The sequence below is a fragment of the Nocardioides panacisoli genome, assembly GCF_019448235.1.
In the GTDB taxonomy this organism is placed as follows: Bacteria; Actinomycetota; Actinomycetes; order Propionibacteriales; family Nocardioidaceae; genus Nocardioides; species Nocardioides panacisoli_A.
Genome location: NZ_CP080409.1, coordinates 938,988 through 960,448, shown reverse-complemented (window position 1 = coordinate 960,448; position 21,461 = coordinate 938,988). Strand labels below are relative to the sequence as shown.

Here is a 21,461-nt window from a genome sequence, read left to right as displayed (position 1 = left end):
CTCCCTGCGCCACGTGCATCCACCGGCACCTGAGAGAACGCCAACTTCTCTCAGGTGATCCCCAAGGTGACCTAGGCTCAGCAGGTGCGGTTCAACCCGAGGGCCCGACTCGACACCTCCCGCGTCCGGGACGCCGGGGGCGGTGGCCGCACCTCGCTCGGACGCGCCGGCTCCCGGCGAGGCGGCGTCGGACTCGGTCTCCTCGCGTCGGTGTTCCTCCGCGTCGGTTGGAAGGGAAGGATCGCGATCGCTCTCGCCGCGGTCCTCCTCCTCACCGTCGCCACGTGCGGGGGGCCCGACCTCCTCGGGCTGCGCGGCCAGACGGCGTACTCCCCCGGCCGGATGGCCGATGCCGACACCGGCGACCGCTACGCCCACTGCCGCACCGGCGCGGACGCGAACGCCGACCCCGACTGCGCGCGGGTGGCGGTGGAGAACTCGTTGACCGACTACTGGGCCGACGAGCTCGGCGGCGACTTCCGCCCCATCTCCTCCCTCACCACGTTCACCGGCGGCGTGACCACCCAGTGCGGGACCGCGACGACCGCGGTGGGCCCCTTCTACTGTCCCGCCGACCTCGGCATCTACCTCGACACGACGTTCTTCGACGACGTCCTCGAGCGCGAGCTCGGCGGACCCGACGGCGGTTTCGTGGAGTTCTACGTGCTGGCCCACGAGTACGGGCACCACGTCTCCAACCTGCTCGGCTACCTGGGCCGAGTACGGAGCCAGGACACCGGCCCGCAGAGCCAGACGACCCGCCTGGAGCTGCAGGCAGACTGCTACGCCGGCATGTGGGCGCACCACGCGACGACGACCGAGGACGCCAGCGGCCAACCACTCGTCCTCGACCTCACCCGGCGCGACGTGGACCTGGCCCTGGAGGCCGCCGCGGCCGTCGGTGACGACCACATCCAGCAGCAGACGCGGGGGCAGACGAACCCCGAGACCTGGAACCACGGCTCGTCCGCGCAGCGCATGCGTTGGTTCACCGTCGGCTACGAGCAGGGCTCGTTGCGCGCCTGCGACACCTTCGCAGCGGACCGGGTGTAGGGCACGTCCTAGCGCTGGAGCAGCGCCTCGATCAACGGATACTGCCGCTGCAGCGCTCTCAGGTGCGGGGCGACGGCAGGGTGCCGGAACTTGCTGCCCAGGGCCCCCTCGCCCCCGGCCACCCTGGCCAGGGCCCACTCGGCCCGGCTCAACGCCGTGAAGACGGCGGTCACCTGGGCGCCGAGCACGACGTCCTCGCGGTCGGCGACCCCCTCGGGCACGCCCATCAGGTAGGCATCGAGCAGCGGCTCGAACTCCTCGCGCGCGGAGAGCGCCAGGTAGCCGAGGTCGCCGCCGACGGGGCCGATGCCCAGCGTGCCCCAGTCGATCGCCACCGCATCGCCACCCTCGCGACCGGGGAGGTTGCCGGGCGTCGGGTCGCCGTGCTGCGGCACCTGCGGCACGCCGTCCAGCAGGTCCAGGAACACTGCCCGTCGCGACCACAGGTGCTCGGCGACGTCGGCAACCGGCGTCCGCGCCAGCGTCGGCCAGCCGCCGTTGTGCTCGACGCGGGCCAGGCGGTCCCGCAGCAGGCGGCGCGCGAGGAAACGCGGCCGGCCGATCTCGGCGCCGGCGAAGCGCCCGAGGGCGATGGCCAGGAACAGGCCGCTCGACGCGGCGTCCTCCACCCAGTCACGGGTGATCGTGACCCCCTCGGCGTCCTCCGCCACCGAGGCGACCACGGAACGCAGTCCCGGCGTGTGGGTGGTCAGCCCCGTGGTCAGGACGTCGGCCTCGCGGCGCCAGTAGCCGACGTGGTCGGGATCGGACAGCGAGCGCGGCTCATCGGGCCCCGGCGGCGCCAAGCGCTTGATCACGACCGGTTCGCCGCCGAGCGCCGTGCGCCAGACACCGACGGTCGAGGTGCCGGTGCCGCCCGGCAGCGGATGCCAGTCCGGCTCGGGCTGCCACATGGTCCGAACCTAGAACGAAAATGGGCCCGGATGCAGCACCCGTGCCACTCACGGCGCGTTCTCGACGTGCACGGCCACCGCTCGCGCGTCCGTCGCGGCCCGCTCCAGGACCTGGCGGCGCGGGTCCGCAACCGCCAGCCACCGCTCCACCGGACGGACCCGACCCATCCGCGGATCGGTGAGCACCTCCGCCACGGCCGCCCGGTCGCCCCCGGTCACCACGGTCGTGATGCCGTGCAGCACCCGTGCGGCATGGTCGGCGGCCGCCTCGTTGGCCTCACGGGCCTGCTTCTCACGGCGGCGGGCGAACCGCTGCTGCGACTGGCCGCCGGCCTTGGTCCGGCCCTGCACATGACGCCGTCCGACCTTGGAGTCGACCATCTCCTCCCCCGCCATCCGAGCGACGGCGAAGCCTCCCTTGCGCACCAGCAACAGGCCCCACTCCCGCGGCGTGGCCGCCGCATCGCGGAAGCCCTCGGCCACCGCCGGTCCGACGTACGTCGCGTCGAACGGGAGGAGGGCCACGAACCAGGACCCGTCCTCGGCCTCGCCGCGCAGTGCGCCGTCCGCCACGTCGAGTCGTGCGCCGCCGTGACCGGTGGTGAAGTTCTCGACCCAGCGGGGCCACCGCGCGGGCGGGACGAAGACATCGGGCACAGCCCCGACAGTACCGACAAGAACATGTTCTAGCATGGCGGGATGGCAACCATGCGCCCTTGCGAGCGGGTCGGCCTGGACTTCCTCGGCACCGCTCCCCACCGCTTCCGCAACAGCGTCGAGCTCGACGTCAGCCCCGACCAGCTCTGGGACGTGCTCACCGACGCCGCCGCCTGGCCCGAGTGGGCCAGCGTCATCACCCGGGTGACCTGGACCAGTCCCGAGCCGCACGGCGTAGGCACGACGCGGACCGTGGCCATGCGCGGTGGACTGGTCGGCGAGGAGGAGTTCCTGGCGTGGGAACCCGGTCGGCGCATGGCGTTCCGGTTCAACGCTGCGTCCACCTCGGCGGTCAGGGCATTCGCCGAGCTCTACGAGATCGAGCCGACGCCCGCGGGCTGCCGGCTGACCTGGACCCTGGCCCAAGAGGTCGGCGGACCGTCGCGGTTCACCATGCCGCTGGGCCGGCCGCTGCTGGACATCGGTTTCCGCCGGTTCCTGGGCAACCTCCAGCGCTACACCGCACGGCGGTTCGCCACCGCGTGAGCGACGTGCTGCTACACCGCCGCCTCACGCGCGGTGCAGCACCTCGAACCGCTCCAGCACCACCGGCATGTCGGAGCGAAAGCCGTGGCCGTGCGTGGCGTGGTCGGTGAAGAACTCCTCGTGAACCTGTCGCCAGTACGCCAGGCTCCGGTCGCCCTCACCCTCGAGTCGGGCGTGCTCCTCGTCGACCTCGTCGAAGGGAACCACGGTGACTTCGGTCGTCACCAGCAGCGCCTGCGGACGTCCGGCCGAGTCCAGCACGATGCCCAGCGTGCCGACCTCGGGCAGTGGCTCGTCCTCGGCCTCGTAGTCCCACAGCGCGCTGGCGGTCGCGGTCTTGGTGCCCTCCAGCACCAGCGCCAGCAATTCGTCGGCGTGCTCGGGCGTCGCACCGAAGGACCACGCCGGCGGCGGGACGGCCTCGGTCGGGTTGGCACCGAAGTAGCCGGGCATGGTCGTCAGCTTCGCGCGGTGCTTGGCGTCGTTCCAGAACGCCGCGATGGCCTCGTCCGCGGCCCCGGTCCCCGTTTCGCTCATGGCGACATGGTCGCACCTGCCGCCAACCCGCCGTCGGCTCCCTCGCGACACGCATGGATCGCGGCCCGGCGGGTACTGCTCCGGCATGACTGACACCACGCTGCAGGGACGCCGTATCGCCTTCCTCGTCGCCGGCGAGGGCATCGAGCAGGTCGAGCTCACCGACCCGTGGGAGGCGGTGACGCGCGCGGGCGCGACCGCAGAGCTCGTCGCCACCGAGCCCGGGACCGTCCGCGGCTACCACCACCTCGAGGCCGCGGACAGCTTCGACGTCGACGCGGTGGTCGCCGAGGCCGACCCCGCCGGGTACGACGGTCTCGTCCTGCCGGGCGGCGTCGCCAACGGCGACTTCCTCCGCGGCGACGCCGACGCGGTGCGGTTCGTCCGCGCCTTCGTCGAGTCGGGGCGCCCGGTCGCCGCCATCTGTCACGCAATCTGGAGCCTGGTCGAGGCCGACGTCGTCCGCGGCCGCGAGATCACCTCGTTCCCGACACTGCAGACCGACGTGCGCAACGCCGGTGGGACCTGGGTCGACCGCGAGGTCGTCGTCGACGAGAACCTGGTGACCAGCCGCAAGCCCGACGACCTGCCGGCCTTCAACGCACGCTTCATCGAGCTCGTGGCCGAGTTGCCGCGAACCTGAGGCACGCCGGCCGCACAGCACGACGACGGCCCCGGAGCATCGCTCCGGGGCCGTCGTCACGTCGCGACGCGCCTCAGACGTTGAAGCCGAGCGCGCGCAGCTGCTCGCGACCGTCGTCGGTGATCTTGTCCGGACCCCACGGCGGCATCCAGACCCAGTTGATCGCGACCTCGTTGACGATGCCCTCCAGTGCCGACTCGGTCTGGTCGGTGATGACATCGGTCAACGGGCACGCGGCCGAGGTGAGCGTCATGTCGAGGGTGACATTGGAGTGCTCCTCGACGTGGACGTCGTACACCAGGCCCAGGTCGACGACGTTGATCCCGAGCTCGGGGTCGACGACGTCCTTCATCGCCTCGGTGACGTCCTCCTTGGTCAGCGTGGAGGTGCCGGCACCGGTCGCCTCGGGGACCTCGGGCAGGTCGCTGTGGTCAGCGGTGGTCTCGGTCTGGCCCGTCTCTTCAGTCTGCTCAGTCATGTCTTCTCCTCAACCCCGGATGCCTGCGTGGTCGCGTCCTTCCACGCCATCCAGGACAGTAGTGCGCACTTGACGCGCGCCGGGAACTTGGCGACACCGGCGAAGGCGACCCCGTCCTCGAGGACGTCCTCGTCGGGCTCGACGGCCCCCTTGCCCTGCATCAGGGCCACGAACTCACCGTGGATCCGCTCGGCCTCGGCCAACGGCTTGCCGACGAGCAGCTCGTTCATCACCGAGCCGGAGGCCTGCGAGATCGAGCAGCCCACGGAGTCGTAGGAGACGTCGGCCACCACGGGCCCCTCCGCGGAGTCCTCCAGGTGCACCCGCAGGGTCACCTCGTCGCCGCAGGTGGGGTTCACGTGGAAGACCTCGGCCTCGTAGGGCTCGCGCAGTCCCTTGCCGATGGGGTTCTTGTAGTGGTCGAGGATGATCTCCTGGTAGAGCGCATCCATGTTCTGGGCGTCGCCCGGCGTGGTGGTCATCGTCAGTCCAATCGGAAGAACGAGCGGGTGTATTCCAGCGCCTCGACCAGCGCGTCGATCTCCCCCGGCGTGGTGTAGAGGTAGGACGACATCCGCGTGGAGGCCTGCACGCCGAAGCGGGCGTGGGCCGGCTTCGCGCAGTGGTGCCCGGCACGCACCGCGACCCCGCGCGAGTCCAGCAGCTGGGCCACGTCGTGCGGATGCACCCCGTCGACCTCGAACGAGATCGCGCCCCCGCGGGACGCCGCGTCGGTCGGTCCGAGGATCCGGACACCGCTCACCGACGCCAGCCCCTCCAGGGCGTACGCCGTCACTGCCTGCTCGTGGGCGTGGACCGCGTCCATGCCCAGGTCGCTGAGGTAGTCCACCGCCGCACCGAGACCGACGGCCTCGGCGATGGGCGGCGTGCCGGCCTCGAACTTGTGCGGGATGCCGGCGTAGGTGGACCGCTCCATGGTGACGGTCTCGATCATCTCACCGCCGCCGAGGAAGGGCGGCAGCTCCTCGAGCACCGCGCGGCTCCCCCACAGCACACCGATGCCGGTCGGACCCACGACCTTGTGGCCGGTGAAGGCCAGCAGGTCCGGCCGCTCCTCCGGCGCCATCGCCGCGAGATCGATCGGCACCTGCGGCGCCGCCTGCGAGGCGTCGACCATCACCAGCGCACCCACGGCGTGGGCACGGCGGGTGATCTCGGCGATCGGGTTGATCGTGCCGAGCATGTTCGACACCCACGTCAGCGAGACCACCTTGGTCTGCTCGGTGATCAGCTCGTCGATGTCGGACAGGTCCAGCCGCCCGTCGTCGGTCAACCCGAACCACCGCAGCTCCGCGCCGCTGCGCTCGGTGGCCAGCTGCCACGGCACGATGTTGGAGTGGTGCTCCATCTCGGTGATCACCACCCGGTCACCGGGCCCGAGCGGGATGGTCTGCGCGGCGAGGTTGAGCGCCTCGGAGGCGTTCTTGGTGAAGACCACCTCGTCGCGCTCCGGCGCCTTGATGAACGCGGCCACGCGGTCGCGCGCTCCCTCGAACGCCTCGGTCGCCTCGGCGCCGATCTGGTGCATCGCACGCGCGATGTTGGCGTTGTGCCGCTCGAGGTGGTCGACCATCGCGTCGATCACCACCTGCGGCTTCTGCGAGGTGTTGGCGCTGTCGAGGTAGACCAACGGGTGGTCCCCCGCCAGCGCTCGCTCGAGGATCGGGAAGTCCTTGCGGACCACCTCGAGCTCGGGGAGCAGGCCGGGAAGCGTCATCTCAGACCGCGGCCTTCACGTACTTGTCGTAGCCGGTCTCCTCGAGCTGGTCGGCCAGCTCGGGGCCGCCCTGGTCGGCGATGCGACCGTCGACGAAGACGTGCACGTGGTCGGGCTTGATGTAGCGCAGGATCCGCGTGTAGTGCGTGATCAGCAGCACGCCCTTGTCCTCGCGCTCACGGAACCGGTTGACACCGTCGGACACGACCTTCAGCGCGTCGATGTCCAGGCCGGAGTCGGTCTCGTCCAGGATCGCGGTGTTGGGGTCGAGCAGCTCCAACTGGGCGATCTCGTGCCGCTTCTTCTCACCACCGGAGAAGCCCTCGTTGACCGCACGCTGGGAGAACGTCGAGTCCAGGTCGAGGTTCTCCATCGCGGTGTTGACGTCCTTGACCCAGGTCCGCAGCTTCGGGGCCTCGCCGTCCATGGCGGTCTTGGCGGTGCGCAGGAAGTTCGCCACCGAGACGCCGGGGACCTCGACCGGGTACTGCATCGCGAGGAAGAGGCCGGCACGGGCGCGCTCGTCGACGCTCATCTCCAGCACGTCCTCGCCGTCGAGGGTCACCGAGCCGCCGGTGATCTCGTAGCGGGGGTGGCCGGCGATGGAGTAGGCCAGCGTGGACTTGCCCGATCCGTTGGGGCCCATGATCGCGTGGGTCTCGCCGCCGTTGATGGTCAGCGTGACGCCCTTGAGGATCTCCTTGGGACCGTCGTCGGTCTGGACCTGCACCTTCAGGTCGGTGATCTCGAGCTTGCTCATTGGGGGGTGACTCCGTTCAGGGTGGTGGTGGTGTCGACGTACACCTGATCGACGCCGTCGTCCCGACGAATTTCGACCGGGAACGTGGCGACGGGTTCGGTCGCAGGTAGTTGGGTGGGCTTGCCGGTGCGGAGCTCGAAGCAGGAGCCGTGGAGGAAGCACTCGATCGCGCCGTCCTCCACCTCGCCGTCGGTGAGCTCCACCGCAGCGTGGGTGCAGAGGTTCTGCACCGCGAAGAACTCCTCGCCGTCACGTGCGACCGCGACCTCGTACGCACCGATCGTGGCGGCGACCGCCTCGTCGGTGGGTACGTCGGCCACGGCGCACGCCCGCTGGAAGCTCACGACGCGGGCTCCGTGGTGCCGAGATCCTTGAGGACGTTCTTGGCCAGCTCGGCCTCGACCGTGGTCAGCAGCTGCTCCTCGAAGGCGGGGATCCCGACCTTGCGGATCAGGTCGTTGAAGAACCCGTGCACCACCAGGCGCTGGGCCTCCTTCTCCGAGACGCCGCGCGAGCGGAGGTAGAACAGCTGCTCGTCGTCGAACCGGGCGGTCGCCGACGCGTGGCCGGCGTCCTCGATCTCACCGGTCTCGATCTCGAGGTTGGGCACCGAGTCGGCCTGGCAGCCGTCGGTGAGCACCAGGTTGCGGTTCTCCTCGAACGTGGTGATGCCCTCGGCGACCTTGCGGATCAGCACGTTGCCGATCCACACCGTGTGGGCCTTCTCGCCCTGCAGCGCCCCCTTGTAGAGCACGTTGCTCTTGGTGTGGGGGGCGTTGTGGTCGGCGAAGAGCCGGTGCTCGATGTGCTGGCCCTCGTCGGCGAAGTACAGGCCGAGGAGCTCGGCCTCGCCGCCGGGACCGTCGTACTCGACGTTGGCGTGCATGCGCACCAGGTCACCGCCGAAGGAGATCGCGGTGTGGCGCACGTGGGCATCACGGCCGACACGGATCGCGTCGCGACCGAGGTGGACCGCGTCGTCCTCCCAGTCCTGGAGGCTGAGCACGTTGACCTGGGCGCCGTCGCCGACGATGACCGACGTGGTCGCCGAGTAGCGGGCCGAGCCGGAGTGCACCAGCACGACGGTCGCCTTGGAGTAGGCACCGAAGCGGAGCACGTAGTGGCCCCAGACGAGCTGGTCGACCGACTCGCCGTGGAGCCGGATGACGACCGGCTCGTCGACCTCGGTCTCGGCCGGGACGTCGATCAGGGTCGCGCCGCCGGCGTTGGCCACCGCCAGCGCCGAGGGGCGGTCGCCGGGGGCCAGCTCACCGAGCTCGCGGGCCTCCGCGGCGGAGATCTCCGACGTCGTGACGCCCGCGGGCAGGTCGGCGTCCCAGCCGAGCCGGTCGCCGGACTCCTCCCCGTCCAGGACGCCGAGCAGGCGCTTGAGCGGGGTGAACCGCCAGACCTCCTCGCGCCCGGTCGGCGCGGGGTGGTCGGCGAGGTCGTAGGACGGCGGGGGGTTGAGGTGGCTGACCACCGGGGCGGCCTCGGCCGCCCCGGCAGCGGCAGCCGCCGGGTCCTGGGTGACCGTCATCAGCCGACGGCTCCTTCCATCTGCAGTTCGATCAGGCGGTTGAGTTCGAGGGCGTACTCCATGGGGAGCTCCTTGGCGATCGGCTCGACGAAGCCGCGCACGATCATCGCCATCGCCTCGTCCTCCTCCATGCCGCGCGACATGAGGTAGAACAGCTGGTCGTCGGAGACCTTCGAGACGCTGGCCTCGTGCCCCATCGAGACGTCGTCCTCGCGGATGTCGACGTAGGGGTAGGTGTCGGACCGGCTCACCTGGTCCACGAGCAGCGCGTCGCACAGCACGTTGGACTTCGACCCGTGGGCGCCCTCGTTGACCTGGATCAGGCCGCGGTAGGACGTCCGGCCGCCGCCGCGGGCGACCGACTTGCTCAGGATCGAGGACGAGGTGTGGGGCGCCGCGTGCACCATCTTGGCGCCGGCGTCCTGGTGCTGGCCCTCGCCGGAGAAGGCAATGGACAGCGTCTCGCCCTTGGCGTGCTCGCCCATCAGGTAGATGGCCGGGTACTTCATCGTCACCTTGGAGCCGATGTTGCCGTCGACCCACTCCATGGTCGCGCCCTCCTCGCAGGTGGCGCGCTTGGTGACGAGGTTGTAGACGTTGTTCGACCAGTTCTGGATCGTGGTGTAGCGGCAGCGACCGCCCTTCTTCACCACGATCTCCACCACGGCCGAGTGCAGCGAGTCGGTGCTGTAGATCGGGGCCGTGCAGCCCTCGACGTAGTGCACGTAGGCACCCTCGTCGACGATGATCAGCGTCCGCTCGAACTGGCCCATGTTCTCGGTGTTGATCCGGAAGTAGGCCTGGAGCGGGATGTCGACGTGGACGCCCTTGGGCACGTAGATGAACGAGCCACCCGACCACACGGCGGTGTTGAGCGCGGCGAACTTGTTGTCGCCGACCGGGATGACGGTGCCGAAGTACTCCTCGAAGATCTCCGGGTGCTCGCGCAGCGCCGTGTCGGTGTCGAGGAAGAGGACGCCCTGCTCCTCCAGGTCCTCACGGATGGAGTGGTAGACCACCTCGGACTCGTACTGCGCCGCGACACCGGAGACGAGGCGCTGCTTCTCGGCCTCAGGGATGCCGAGCTTGTCGTAGGTGTTCTTGATGTCCTCGGGGAGGTCGTCCCAGGTCTGCGCCTGCTTCTCGCTGGAGCGGACGAAGTACTTGATGTTGTCGAAGTCGATCCCCGACAGGTCCGAGCCCCAGGTGGGCATGGGCTTGCGGTCGAAGAGCTTGAGGCCCTTCAGCCGTCGGTCCAGCATCCACTGCGGCTCGTCCTTCTTGCCGGAGATGTCGCGCACGACCTCTTCGCTGAGGCCGCGCTCGGCCTTCTCACCGGCGACGTCGGGGTCGGACCAGCCGAACTCGTAGCGACCGATCCCCTTCAGCTCGGGGTTGAGGTCTTCGATCGAGGTCATGGGGTGACCTGCTCCTTCTTCTCGGGGGACGGAGTCCTGTGCGCCGTCGGGCCGTCCGCGGCCCGGCGGTGGTCGATCTGGTGGATGTCGGGAAGGCTCGTGGTGCACACGCCGTCGCCGTGGGCGATCGTGGCGAGCCGCTGCACGTGACGACCGAGCACCCGACCGATGGCGCGGGTCTCGGCCTCGCACAGCTGCGGGAACTCGTGCGCCACGTGGGAGACCGGGCAGTGCTGCTGGCACAGCTGCTCGCCGACGGGCACGTCGCGCACCGCGGCGGCGTAGCCCTGCTCGGTCAGCACCCGGGCCAGCACCTCGGCCGCGCTGGCGTCGGGGTGGGCGGCGGCCACCGCCGGGAAGCGCTCCTCGATGAAGGCGACCCGCCGTTCCGCGAACTGGCGGACGGCTTCCTCCCCCACCTCCTCGGCGAGGAAGCGCAGCGCGTCGGCCGCGAGGTCGTCGTACTGACGGTCGAAGGCGTCGTGCCCCTGCTCGGTGAGCACGAACTCCTTGGCCGGGCGACCACGCCCACGGTGGCTCCGCGGGTGCGGGTCACGGGCGCGGACGGCGCCCTCCTCGACCAGCTGGTCGAGGTGGCGACGGACCGCGGCCGGCGTGAGCTCCAGGCGCTCGGCCAGGGCGGCGGCCGTGGAGGGTCCGTTGAACAGGATCGTCTGCGCGACCCGGTGACGGGTCGGCTGATCCTGGTCTCGGTGGCCCTGCACGATTTCCACAACATCAGTGTGGCGTTATTGATTCCGGCGTTCAACGAAGGTGAGGCAACCCTTGGTGGCCTGGGTCACGTCGGCCGCGTGTGTCGCAGCCACAGCAGCCCGGCAACGGGCAGCACCAGGGGGAAGAACGCGTACCCCTGCCCGAAGTGGGACCACACCGTCCGGTCCGGGAAGAGGTCCGGTGCGGCGTAGCTCAACGCCCCGACCCCGAGCACGCCGACCAGCTCGACCACCACGGCAATGCCGGCGATGCGCCAGCCCCGGACACCGCCCAACAGCAGGCAGGTCGTGGCGAGCAGGTAGATCACCGCCGCCACGAGCGAGAGGGAGTAGGCAAGGGGGGCCCGGTCGGCGTCGGTGCCCAGCTGGACCAGCGAGCGCCCGGTCGCGGCCACGGCGAACACGCCGTAGACGAACACGAGCGCGCGACCCCAGCCGGTCGCCAGGTCGACCCGCCGCGACTCAGGCACCGGCCGCGCCCCAGATCGCATCGAGCCGCACCTCCAGTGCAGCAACCGTCACCACGGACAGGACCAGCACGAGCGTGCCAGCGCGGGAGCGCTCCGCGAGTGACCAGAAGGCCCCGATCACCGGCGCCACCGCGACGCCGACCAGGTAGCTCACGAACAGCACGCCGGCCACGTCCGCGTCCGTGCGTGCCAGCGCGACACCGCCCAGCACCAGCTGCACCACCAGGAGCAGCTCGAGCACGCCGACGATCACGAACGCCGGGTCGCCGGCGGGGAGGTCGCGCACCAGGAGGCTCACGAAGTACAGCACCGCCAGCAGGCAGATGGCGAGGATCACGCCGTACAGCCACTCGTACACAGCCCGCACACTAGAGGACCACCGGCGCGGTCCTAGACTCCCCGGGTGCCCGCACCGCTTCCCTCCCCGGCCGTGACGGTCGACGACCTCGTGATGCGGTACGACGACAAGACGGCTGTCGACGGCCTCAGCTTCGACGTCGAGCCCGGCACGATCACCGCCGTCCTCGGTCCCAACGGTGCCGGGAAGACCACGACGCTCGAGACCTGCGAGGGATACCGGACCGCCCAGCACGGCCGTGTCCGCGTGCTGGGGCTCGACCCGGTTGCCGACCGTCGGGCGCTGCTGCCGCGGATCGGCGTCATGCTCCAGTCCGGCGGCGCCTGGAGCGGAGCGCGCGCGGAGGAGATGGTGCGCCACTTCGCGCGGCTCCACGCCCACCCCCTCGACCCCGACCTGCTCGTGGAGCGACTCTCCCTCGCCGACTGCGGGCGTACGCCGTACCGTCGCCTCTCCGGTGGCCAGCAGCAGCGCCTGGGCCTCGCGCTGGCGCTGGTCGGGCGACCGGAACTGGTGTTCGTCGACGAGCCGACCGCGGGCCTGGACCCCCAGATCCGCCGCACGGTGTGGGAACTGCTCGAGGAACTGCGCGGCGACGGCGTCACCGTGGTGCTCACCACCCACTACCTCGAGGAGGCCGAGCGCCTCGCCGACCGCGTGCACATCCTGGACCGGGGACGACTGGTCGCCAGCGGCTCGCCGTTGGAGCTCACCCGCGGCGGCACCGTCGCCACCATCCGGCTCGTAGTGACCCAGCCGTTCCCTCCCGGCTCCCCCGACTCCCTGGCCACCACGCTCGGCAACGGCACGGAGGTCACCGTGCTCGACGAGCTGAGCCTGCAGGTGTCGGGCCCGGCGGACAGCACGACGCTGGCGAAGGTCGCCGGCTGGTGCGAGGACCACGCGGTGCTGCCCGAGTCGCTGACCCTCGGCCAGCGCAACCTCGAGGACGTCTTCCTCGAGCTCACCGGAGGCAACGAGTGATGGCCACGACCCGCCCCGCCGCCGGCCGCGGCACCTTCACGCCGCGCCCCGGCGCCGCTCCCCTGCTCCGGCAGGTCACGACGCAGGCCTCGATGGAGGCCCGACTGCTCCTGCGCAACGGCGAGCAGCTCCTGCTCGCGCTGGTCATCCCGCTGATCGTGCTCGTCGGCGCGGTGACGGCGGCCGACCGGCTCTCCTTCACCTTCGACCGGCCCGTCATCGACGTCCTGACCCCCGGCGTACTCGCGCTGGCGGTGATGTCCACCTCCTTCACGTCCCTGGCAATCGCGACCGGATTCGAGCGGCGGTACGGCGTCCTCAAGCGGCTCGGCACTGCTCCCCTGCGGCGCCCCACGCTGCTCGCCGGGAAGATCGCGGCCATGCTGCTGGTCGAGGTCCTCCAGGTCGCCGTGATCGGCGCGGCCGGCCTGCTGCTCGGCTGGAACCCCGACATCTCGGTGGTGGCACTGGTCCTCGCCGCGCTGCTGGGGACGGCCGCCTTCGCCTCGCTGGGCATGCTGCTCGCCGGCACGCTGCGCGCCGAGGCGACCCTGGCGGCCGCCAACCTCGTCTACCTGCTGCTGCTGGCCGGCGGTGCCGTCGTGCTGCCCACGACGTCCTACGGCGCCCTCGGCGAGGTCGTGCACTGGCTCCCGTCGGGGGCGCTGGGTGAGGCACTGCGCGCCGCCTGCTCCTCGACCATCGCCTGGCGGGAGCTGGCCGTACTGTTCGTGTGGGCGGTGGCGGGCTCGGCCGCGACCGCCCGATGGTTCCGATGGGAGTGACGGGGAGTGACACGGTGAGCACCCTGCGCGAGGCGCCGACACGGTCCCGGCTGCCGCAGTTGCCGTTGCTGCCGCTGGCGGTGGCGAACCTGGTCGCCAACATCGGCATCGTCGTCACCGGCGGTGCGGTGCGGCTGACGAGCTCGGGCCTCGGGTGTCCCACGTGGCCCCGCTGCACGGCCGATTCCTACCGCCCCCACGGCGAGCTGGAGTTCCACAGCGCGATCGAGTTCGGCAACCGGCTGTTGACCTTCGTGCTCGTCGCGATCGCTGTCGCGACCTGGGTGGCGGCCCTGCAGCGGGTGCTCGCCGACCGCACCGGTGCGGACCGCCGCCCCCTCACGCTCGCGACCGTCGTCGCCCTCGGCGTCCCGTTCCAGGCCGTCATCGGTGGCGTCACGGTGCTCACCGACCTCAACCCGTGGGTCGTCGCCCTCCACCTGCTGCTCTCGATGGCGATGATCGGCGTGTGCGTCGTGCTCGTCGACCACGTCCGCGGCGGTGCCCGTCCCGGGGCCGCAGCCGGGGTCCGCCGCCTCGCGTGGGCGGTCTTCGCCAGCGGCTGGCTGGTGCTCTACCTCGGCACGGTCGTGACCGGGTCCGGTCCGCACTCCGGCGACGAGAACGCCCGACGGACCGGACTGGACCCGCAGGTCATGTCCCACGTGCACGCGGCGAGCGTCTACCTCCTGCTCGCCCTCACCGTCGCGCTCCTCCTCGCGACGCGGCGTACGTCGACCGCGGGTGGGAGTGCCGCCCGAGCGGTGACCGTGCTGCTCGTCATCGAGCTCGCCCAGGGCGTCATCGGGTTCGTGCAGTACTTCACGGACCTGCCGGAACTGCTGGTCGGCACCCACCTGCTGGGCGCGGCGTTGACCTCGGCCGCGTTGACCTGGGTCGTGCTCGCCACCCGGTCCCGCGACTGACCCTGCGGCGGACTCCGCGGGTCGCTCAGCCCAGCAGCGGGTCGATCGCGACCGCGACGAACAGCAGCGAGAGGTAGAGGTTGCTGCTGTGGAACAGGTGCATCGGCCGGATGACCGACAGCTCGTCGGACCGGCTCGCGCGACGCTCCATCTGGTGGGCCTGCACCAGGAAGATCGCGCCGAGCACCGTCGCCGCGATCGGGTACGCCGGCCCCGTGCCGGCCACCGGCCACAGCAGCAACGACGTCGCGACCATCACCCAGCTGTAGGCGACGATCTGCTTGGCCACCGAGTGGGCGGACTTGACCACCGGCAGCATCGGCACGTCGACCTGTGCGTAGTCCTCGCGGTAGCGCAGCGCCAGCGCCCAGGTGTGCGGCGGTGTCCAGAAGAACACCACGGCGAAGAGGACGACCGGGACCCACGAGAGCTCATTGGTCACCGCGGTCCAGCCGATGAGCGCCGGGAAGCAGCCGGCGATGCCGCCCCACACGATGTTCTGGGTCGTCCGCCGCTTGAGCAGCATGGTGTAGCCGAAGACGTAGAACGCGTTGGCGCTGACCGAGAGCACCGCGGAGAGTGGGTTGACCAGGAACCACAGCACCAGCGTGGACCCGACGCCGAGCACGACGCCGAACACCAGGGCCGCACGGGGCGTCACGATGTGGCGCGGCAGCGCCCGCCGCCGGGTGCGGCGCATCTGCTCGTCGATGTCGCGGTCGTAGACGCAGTTGAAGACCGAGGCGGAGCCGGCCGAGAGCGTGCCGCCGAGCACGGTGGCGGCGACGAGCCCGAGGTCCGGGACGCCGCGGGCGGCGAAGAACATCACCGGCACCGTCGTCAGCAGCAGCAGCTCGATCACGCGCGGCTTGGTCAGCCCGACGTATGCGGCGACCACGTCACGCAGCGACGCCCGAGGGCGGTCCGTCCCGGCCTCCACGGCGCCGTTGACCCCGACGAGCTGCCGCGGGGCAGACCGGGTCGGATCGGCGTACGTCACGGAGGTCCTCGAAGCGATTGCGGGGGCTGAGCCGTCAGCGATTGTAGCCCTCCACTCCGCTGGTCGAGGCATCGCCGGGGGCCTTCGGGCCACCGACCCGGAGCGATTGCCGTCGCGGCCCCCGCGCTGGGTAGGCTCGGTCCCGACAGCGCCCCCGTCCCCCTTCCGTCTGATCGAAAGGCACGCGCCTCGTGACCAGCATCCCCGCACTGGAGTGGACCGAACTCGACGACAAGGCGGTGGACACTGCCCGGGTGCTCGCCCTGGACGCCGTCCGGCCACCCGCGAACGGACACCCCGGCACGGCCATGAGCCTCGCCCCGGTGGCGCACCTGCTGTTCCAGAAGGTCATGCGGCACGACCCGGCCGACCCGCAGTGGGTCGGGCGCGACCGCTTCGTGCTCTCCATGGGGCACTCGTCGCTGACGCTGTACAACCAGCTCTTCCTCGGCGGCTTCGGCCTCGAGCTGGACGACATCAAGGACCTGCGCACCTGGGGCAGCCGCACCCCCGGCCACCCCGAGCACGGTCACACCGCCGGCGTCGAGACCACCACCGGCCCCCTGGGCCAGGGCGTGGCCAACGCCGTCGGCATGGCGATGGCCGCGCGTCGCCAGCGCGGCCTGCTCGACCCCGACGCGCCGGCCGGCGAGTCCGTTTTCGACCACGCGATCTACTGCCTCGCCTCCGACGGCGACATCCAGGAGGGCGTGAGCGCCGAGGCGTCGGCGCTCGCGGGCGTGCAGCAGCTGGGCAACCTGACGCTCATCTACGACGCCAATGAGATCTCGATCGAGGACGACACCAGCATCGCGCTGGGCGAGGACGTGGGAGCCCGCTACGCGGCGTACGGCTGGCACGTGCAGGAGGTCGACTGGCGCCGCGGCGGTGAGTACGTCGAGGACGTCGCCGCACTGCACGCGGCGCTCGCCGAGGCCTCCACCGTCACCGACCGTCCGAGCCTGATCACCCTGCGCACGATCATCGCGTGGCCCGCGCCCAACGCGCAGGACACCGGCGCCGCCCACGGCAGTGCACTCGGCGAGGACGAGGTCGCCGCCACGAAGAAGGTGCTCGGCCTCGACCCCGAACAGTCCTTCGACGTGCCGCCCGAGGTCCTGGAGCACACCCGCGGTCTCCGCCAGCGCGGTGCCGCCGCTCACGAGGAGTGGCAGCAGCGGTTCGACGCCTGGTCCGAGGCCCACCCCGAGGGCCGGGCCGCCCTCGACCGGATGGCCGCCCGGTCGCTCCCCACGGGATGGGACGCCGACCTGCCCACCTTCGAGGCCGACGCCAAGGGCGTCGCGACCCGCAAGGCCTCCGGCAGCGTCATCAACGCCGTCGCCCCGGCCATGCCGGAGCTGTGGGGCGGGTCCGCGGACCTCGCGGGATCCAACAACACCACCATCGACGGCGTGCCCTCGTTCCTGCCCGCGGAGCGCTCCAGCGACATGTTCACCGGCGACCCGTACGCCGGTCGGGTGCTGCACTTCGGCATCCGCGAGCACGCGATGGGGTCGGTGATGAACGGCATCACCCTCCACAGCGGCACCCGCATCTTCGGCGGCACCTTCCTGGTGTTCTCCGACTACATGCGTCCGGCGGTGCGTCTCGCCGCGCTCATGCACCTGCCCACGATCTACGTGTGGACCCACGACTCGATCGGGCTCGGCGAGGACGGCCCCACCCACCAGCCGGTCGAGCAGCTCGCCTCGCTGCGCGCCATCCCCGGCCTCGACGTGGTGCGCCCCGCCGACGCCAACGAGACCGTCGCCGCCTGGTCGACCGTGCTCGAGCAGACCGACCGGCCGGCCGGCCTGGTCCTCACCCGCCAGAACGTGCCGACCTTCCCCCGCGGCACCGACCCGGAGACCGGCCAGGAGTGGGGCGCGGTCGACGGCGTACGGCGCGGTGCCTACGTGTTGCTCGACACCGACGGCACGCCCGACGTCGTGCTCGTCGGCACCGGCTCGGAGGTCCAGCTCGCGGTCGAGGCACGCGCCGAGCTCGCCGAGCAGGGCATCGCCGCACGGGTGGTGTCCATGCCGTGCCGAGAGTGGTTCGACGCCCAGGACCAGGCCTACCGCGACTCGGTCCTGCCCCCCGAGGTGCGCGCCCGGGTGAGCGTCGAGGCCGGCATCGCCCAGGGCTGGCGCGACATCGTCGGTGACGCCGGACGGTCGGTCTCGCTGGAGCACTTCGGCGCCTCGGCCGACTTCGCCACCCTCTACCGCGAGTTCGGCATCACCACCGAGGCCGTCGTGGCGGCAGCCCAGGAGTCGCTCGCCGCCCGCTGATCGGACCCCCTACGTCCCCACCACCCGAGGAGAACCCATGAGTGATCGTCTGCAGGCCCTCGCCGAGGCGGGGGTGTCCATCTGGCTCGACGACCTGTCGCGCGAGCGGATCGAGACCGGCAACCTCGCCGCGCTGATCGAGGACCGGTCCGTCGTGGGGGTGACGACGAACCCCACGATCTTCGCCGGTGCCGTCGCCGACGGCGAACGCTACGACGCCCAGGTCCGCGAGCTCGTGTCGCGCGGCGCGCAGGTCGACGAGGTGGTCTTCGAGCTCACCACGCGGGACGTGCGCGAGGCGTGCGACGTGCTGGCGCCCGTCCACGAGCGCACCCCGGCCGACGGACGTGTCTCCATCGAGGTGGAGCCCGCGCTGGCGCACCGCACGGAGGACACCATCGCGTCGGCGCGCGCACTGTGGAAGGCCGTCGACCGTCCGAACGCGCTGATCAAGATCCCGGCGACCGAGGCGGGCCTCCCGGCGATCACTGCCGCGATCGCCGACGGCATCAGCGTCAACGTCACCCTCATCTTCGGCCTCGACCGCTACCGCGACGTCATGGCGGCCTACCTCGAGGGGCTCGAGCGGGCCCACGAGGCCGGCCACGACCTGTCCCGGATCCACTCGGTGGCCTCGTTCTTCGTCTCCCGCGTCGACGCGGAGGTGGACGGCCGGCTCGACGAGATCGGGACGGTGCAGGCGCAGAACCTCCGTGGCCGCGCCGCGGTCGCCAACGCCCGGCTCGCGCACGCGGCGTACGCCGAGGTGTTCAGCGGTGAGCGCTGGGAGGCCCTGGCCGCAGCCGGCGCCAACGTGCAGCGACCGCTGTGGGCCTCGACCGGGACCAAGGACCCGGCCTACCCGGACACCCTCTACGTCAGCGAGCTCGTCGTGGCCGGCACCGTGAACACGATGCCGGAGAAGACGCTGGAGGCCTACGCCGACCACGGCCCGGTGGAGTCCGGCAACGCCCCCGACACCGTCACCGGGACGGCCGACGCGGCCCAACAGGTCATGGACGAGCTGGCCGAGGTCGGGATCGACCTCGACGACGTGCTCACCGTCCTCGAGCGCGAGGGCGTCGAGAAGTTCGTCGCCTCCTGGGACGAGCTGGTCGCCACCGTCCAGGGCCAGATGGGCTGACCGTGGAGTCCCGGCCCGGAGCACCCGTCGACCCGACCGGGACCGCCGCGTGGGCCCGGCTCACCGACCTGGCCGCGGGGTTCTCCCCCGACCTGCGGGGCTGGTTCGCCGCCGACCCCGACCGGGCCACGCGCTGGACTCACCCGGCGGCCGACCTGCACGTCGACCTGTCGAAGAACCTCGTCGACGGCGAGGTCCTGGCCGCTCTCCTCGCGCTCGCGGACGAGACCGGCGTCGCCGACCACCGCGACGCGATGTACGCCGGTGCCCCGGTCAACGCGACCGAGGACCGCCCGGCCCTCCACACCGCGCTCCGGCTCCCCCCGGGCGCCGACCTGACCCTGGACGGGCAGGACGTCGTCGCCGACGTCCACGACGTCCTCGCCCGCGTCTACGCCCTCGCCGAGAGCGTCCGCTCCGGGGCGTGGACCGGCGTGACCGGTGAGCCGATCACCACGGTCGTCAACATCGGGATCGGCGGGTCCGACCTGGGGCCGGTGATGGCGTACGAGGCGCTCGCCGCGTACCGCCACGAGCGCATCACGTGCCGCTTCATCAGCAACATCGACCCGACCGATGCGGCGCAGTGCCTGGCGGACCTCGACCCCGCGACGACGCTCTTCGTCGTGTCGAGCAAGAGCTTCTCCACCCTCGAGACCCTCACCAACGCGCGGCTGTGCCGCGCCTGGCTGCTGGACTCGCTGACGGCGGCCGGCGCCCTCACCGAGGACGACCGCGCCGAGGCGGTGGCGCGCCACTTCGTAGCGGTCTCGACCGCACTGGACAAGGTCGCGGAGTTCGGCATCGACCCCGCCAACGCCTTCGGGTTCTGGGACTGGGTCGGGGGCCGCTACTCGCTGGACTCCGCGATCGGCACCTCGCTGGCGATCGCGATCGGGCCCGAGGGCTTCGCCGAGCTGCTCGACGGGTTCCACCGGCTCGACGAGCACTTCCGCACCGCCGCCCCGCACGAGAACGTGCCACTGCTGATGGGGCTCCTCAACGTCTGGTACGTCAACTTCCTCGACGCCCACACCCACGCCGTCCTGCCCTACAACCAGCACCTGCACCGCTTCCCGGCGTACCTCCAGCAGCTGACCATGGAGTCCAACGGCAAGCGGGTCCGGTGGGACGGCTCGCCCGTCGCGGCGCACACCGGCGAGGTCTTCTGGGGCGAGCCCGGCACCAACGGCCAGCACGCCTTCTACCAGCTGCTGCACCAGGGCACCCGACTCGTGCCGGCCGACTTCATCGCGGTGGCGACGCCCGCCCATCCGCTGCAGGACGGCGACGTGGACGTGCACGAGGTGCTGCTGGCGAACTTCTTCGCCCAGACCGCGGCACTCGCCTTCGGTCGCACCGCGGAGGAGGTCCGTGACGCCGGCGTCGCCGCGGACCTGGTCCCGGCACGAACCTTCCCCGGCAACCGGCCCACGACCTCGATCATGGCCCCCGAACTGACCCCGGGCGTGCTCGGCCAGCTCATCGCGCTCTACGAGCACATCACCTTCGTGCAGGGTGCACTATGGGGTGTCGACAGTTTCGACCAGTGGGGAGTCGAGTTGGGCAAGGAGCTGGCACAGCAGGTCACCCCCGCGGTGGCCGGCGACACCGATGCCCTCGCCCGGCAGGACCCCTCCACCCGGTCGCTCATCGGCTACTACCGGGAGCACCGGCGGTGACCGGCCAGCGGCCCGAGTCCCGCATCGAGATCCATCCCGATGCCGACTCCCTCGCCACCGCGGTGGCGGGCGCACTGCACGGCCGCCTCTCCCGCATGGAGGCCGCCGGTCGGGCACCCAACCTCGTGCTCACCGGCGGCACCGTCGCCGGGCTGGTGCACGCCGAGATCGCGCGCCACCACTCCCCCGCCATGCCCGACGTGCGGCCGGTGGACTGGAGCGCCGTCAGCCTGTGGTGGGGCGACGAGCGCTTCGTCGACGCCGACTCCGAGGACCGCAACGCCGTCCAGGCACGCCGTGACTTCCTCGACGACGTCGGCGCCACGAGGGTGCACGAGGTGCCGGCAGCGGGCCAGGCGCCCGACGTGCAGGCCGCGGCGGCGGCGTACGCCGAGACGTTGGCGGCGCACCGTCCGGACCTGTTCGACATCGTGATGCTCGGCGTCGGACCGGACGGCCATGTGGCGTCCCTCTTCCCGCACCACGCCGCCCTCACCGAGCACGACCGGAGCACGGTGGCGGTCACGGACTCGCCCAAGCCGCCGCCCGAGCGGGTCAGTCTCACGCTGCCGGCGCTCAATCGGGCACGGTCGGTGTGGTTCCTGGTCTCGGGCAGCGAGAAGGCCGAGGCCGTGGCGCGCGCACTCGCCGCCGAGGGCTCCGCCGAGGAGACTCCCGCACGCTCCGTGCGGGGCGTGGAGGAGACCATCTGGTTCCTCGACGCGGGCGCTGCATCACAGCTGTGACGAGGCCGGCGGCCGCATTTGCCGTGACGTGACGAGACCCGCCACGATGAT

24 protein-coding genes are annotated in these 21,461 nt (G+C 71.3%); 10 read left to right on the top strand and 14 right to left on the bottom strand.

The genetic code is table 11. The annotated features are described in order from the left end of the window. The first annotated feature begins 84 nt into the window (after window positions 1–84). Entirely contained in the window at window positions 85–1,053 is a 969-nt protein-coding gene (gene ypfJ, locus KUV85_RS04715) for a KPN_02809 family neutral zinc metallopeptidase (protein ID WP_219962066.1), read from the top strand. An 8-nt stretch (window positions 1,054–1,061) separates the two neighbouring features. Here the strand turns inward: ypfJ and KUV85_RS04710 are convergent, their stop codons facing one another. Continuing rightward, window positions 1,062–1,967, bottom strand: a complete 906-nt coding sequence (locus KUV85_RS04710) for a phosphotransferase family protein (protein ID WP_219962065.1) — start codon at window positions 1,965–1,967, stop codon at window positions 1,062–1,064. Between the two features lie 48 nt (window positions 1,968–2,015). Continuing rightward, window positions 2,016–2,624, bottom strand: a complete 609-nt coding sequence (locus tag KUV85_RS04705; RefSeq protein ID WP_219962064.1) for an acVLRF1 family peptidyl-tRNA hydrolase — start codon at window positions 2,622–2,624, stop codon at window positions 2,016–2,018. 42 nt (window positions 2,625–2,666) lie between these two features. Between KUV85_RS04705 and KUV85_RS04700 the strand changes: the two genes are divergently transcribed. Beyond that, the gene (locus KUV85_RS04700; RefSeq protein WP_219962063.1) at window positions 2,667–3,170 is read left to right on the top strand and encodes an SRPBCC family protein; all 504 of its coding nucleotides are present in this window, start codon (window positions 2,667–2,669) and stop codon (window positions 3,168–3,170) included. A 24-nt stretch (window positions 3,171–3,194) separates the two neighbouring features. On the opposite strand, the gene KUV85_RS04695 is transcribed toward KUV85_RS04700, so the two are convergent. After that, window positions 3,195–3,707 (bottom strand): ASCH domain-containing protein, encoded by a 513-nt coding sequence (locus tag KUV85_RS04695; RefSeq protein ID WP_219962062.1) that lies wholly within the window; start codon window positions 3,705–3,707, stop codon window positions 3,195–3,197. A gap of 85 nt (window positions 3,708–3,792) precedes the next feature. Here KUV85_RS04695 and KUV85_RS04690 point away from each other — a divergent pair, with 85 nt between their 5' ends. Next, window positions 3,793–4,350, top strand: a complete 558-nt coding sequence (locus tag KUV85_RS04690) for a type 1 glutamine amidotransferase domain-containing protein (protein WP_219962061.1) — start codon at window positions 3,793–3,795, stop codon at window positions 4,348–4,350. Between the two features lie 73 nt (window positions 4,351–4,423). Here the strand turns inward: KUV85_RS04690 and KUV85_RS04685 are convergent, their stop codons facing one another. From KUV85_RS04685 to KUV85_RS04640, 10 genes are all read right to left on the bottom strand, one after another. Next, the gene (locus KUV85_RS04685; protein ID WP_219962060.1) at window positions 4,424–4,828 is read right to left on the bottom strand and encodes a metal-sulfur cluster assembly factor; all 405 of its coding nucleotides are present in this window, start codon (window positions 4,826–4,828) and stop codon (window positions 4,424–4,426) included. After that, the gene (gene sufU / locus KUV85_RS04680) at window positions 4,825–5,310 is read right to left on the bottom strand and encodes a Fe-S cluster assembly sulfur transfer protein SufU (protein ID WP_237690200.1); all 486 of its coding nucleotides are present in this window, start codon (window positions 5,308–5,310) and stop codon (window positions 4,825–4,827) included. Before sufU ends, KUV85_RS04685 begins: the two co-directional genes overlap by 4 nt. 2 nt (window positions 5,311–5,312) lie before the next feature. Beyond that, complete coding sequence (locus KUV85_RS04675; protein ID WP_237690199.1) at window positions 5,313–6,566, bottom strand: cysteine desulfurase; 1,254 nt, start codon at window positions 6,564–6,566, stop codon at window positions 5,313–5,315. A 1-nt stretch (window position 6,567) separates the two neighbouring features. Further along, the gene (gene sufC, locus KUV85_RS04670; RefSeq protein WP_219962059.1) at window positions 6,568–7,326 is read right to left on the bottom strand and encodes a Fe-S cluster assembly ATPase SufC; all 759 of its coding nucleotides are present in this window, start codon (window positions 7,324–7,326) and stop codon (window positions 6,568–6,570) included. Continuing rightward, complete coding sequence (locus KUV85_RS04665; protein WP_219962058.1) at window positions 7,323–7,670, bottom strand: non-heme iron oxygenase ferredoxin subunit; 348 nt, start codon at window positions 7,668–7,670, stop codon at window positions 7,323–7,325. Before KUV85_RS04665 ends, sufC begins: the two co-directional genes overlap by 4 nt. Beyond that, on the bottom strand, window positions 7,667–8,866 hold the full coding sequence (sufD, locus tag KUV85_RS04660; protein ID WP_219962057.1) for a Fe-S cluster assembly protein SufD: 1,200 nt from the start codon (window positions 8,864–8,866) through the stop codon (window positions 7,667–7,669). Before sufD ends, KUV85_RS04665 begins: the two co-directional genes overlap by 4 nt. Then, window positions 8,866–10,284, bottom strand: coding sequence for a Fe-S cluster assembly protein SufB (gene sufB, locus KUV85_RS04655; protein ID WP_219962056.1), 1,419 nt, complete (start codon window positions 10,282–10,284; stop codon window positions 8,866–8,868). Before sufB ends, sufD begins: the two co-directional genes overlap by 1 nt. Then, a complete protein-coding gene (locus KUV85_RS04650) occupies window positions 10,281–11,018 on the bottom strand; it encodes a helix-turn-helix transcriptional regulator (RefSeq protein ID WP_219962055.1) in 738 nt (245 codons plus the stop codon). The genes sufB and KUV85_RS04650 overlap by 4 nt, the downstream gene beginning before the upstream one ends. Before the next feature lie 65 nt (window positions 11,019–11,083). Beyond that, window positions 11,084–11,488: a hypothetical protein gene (locus KUV85_RS04645; RefSeq protein ID WP_219962054.1), complete on the bottom strand. Its 405-nt coding sequence runs from the start codon at window positions 11,486–11,488 to the stop codon at window positions 11,084–11,086. Continuing rightward, complete coding sequence (locus KUV85_RS04640) at window positions 11,481–11,846, bottom strand: hypothetical protein (RefSeq protein WP_219962053.1); 366 nt, start codon at window positions 11,844–11,846, stop codon at window positions 11,481–11,483. Before KUV85_RS04640 ends, KUV85_RS04645 begins: the two co-directional genes overlap by 8 nt. Window positions 11,847–11,891: 45 nt before the next feature. On the opposite strand from KUV85_RS04640, the gene KUV85_RS04635 reads away from it, so the two are divergent. From KUV85_RS04635 to KUV85_RS04625, 3 genes are read left to right on the top strand one after another with little or no spacing between them, the layout of a single operon-like run. Next, on the top strand, window positions 11,892–12,830 hold the full coding sequence (locus tag KUV85_RS04635) for an ABC transporter ATP-binding protein (protein ID WP_219962052.1): 939 nt from the start codon (window positions 11,892–11,894) through the stop codon (window positions 12,828–12,830). Continuing rightward, entirely contained in the window at window positions 12,830–13,615 is a 786-nt protein-coding gene (locus KUV85_RS04630; RefSeq protein ID WP_219962051.1) for an ABC transporter permease, read from the top strand. Before KUV85_RS04635 ends, KUV85_RS04630 begins: the two co-directional genes overlap by 1 nt. 14 nt (window positions 13,616–13,629) lie before the next feature. Continuing rightward, window positions 13,630–14,541 (top strand): COX15/CtaA family protein, encoded by a 912-nt coding sequence (locus KUV85_RS04625; RefSeq protein WP_219962050.1) that lies wholly within the window; start codon window positions 13,630–13,632, stop codon window positions 14,539–14,541. 25 nt (window positions 14,542–14,566) lie between these two features. Here KUV85_RS04625 and KUV85_RS04620 read toward each other — a convergent pair whose 3' ends face one another. Continuing rightward, window positions 14,567–15,613 carry a heme o synthase gene (locus tag KUV85_RS04620; protein ID WP_425299384.1) on the bottom strand — a complete coding sequence of 349 codons (1,047 nt, stop codon included), beginning with the start codon at window positions 15,611–15,613 and terminating at the stop codon, window positions 14,567–14,569. Between the two features lie 119 nt (window positions 15,614–15,732). On the opposite strand from KUV85_RS04620, the gene tkt reads away from it, so the two are divergent. From tkt to pgl, 4 genes are read left to right on the top strand one after another with little or no spacing between them, the layout of a single operon-like run. Beyond that, on the top strand, window positions 15,733–17,838 hold the full coding sequence (gene tkt, locus KUV85_RS04615; protein WP_237690198.1) for a transketolase: 2,106 nt from the start codon (window positions 15,733–15,735) through the stop codon (window positions 17,836–17,838). A 37-nt stretch (window positions 17,839–17,875) separates the two neighbouring features. Then, window positions 17,876–18,982, top strand: coding sequence for a transaldolase (gene tal, locus KUV85_RS04610; protein ID WP_219962048.1), 1,107 nt, complete (start codon window positions 17,876–17,878; stop codon window positions 18,980–18,982). Window positions 18,983–18,984: 2 nt separating this feature from the next. Continuing rightward, window positions 18,985–20,664, top strand: a complete 1,680-nt coding sequence (gene pgi / locus KUV85_RS04605; protein WP_219962047.1) for a glucose-6-phosphate isomerase — start codon at window positions 18,985–18,987, stop codon at window positions 20,662–20,664. Further along, complete coding sequence (gene pgl, locus KUV85_RS04600; RefSeq protein ID WP_219962046.1) at window positions 20,661–21,410, top strand: 6-phosphogluconolactonase; 750 nt, start codon at window positions 20,661–20,663, stop codon at window positions 21,408–21,410. The genes pgi and pgl overlap by 4 nt, the downstream gene beginning before the upstream one ends. Window positions 21,411–21,461: the final 51 nt, after the last annotated feature.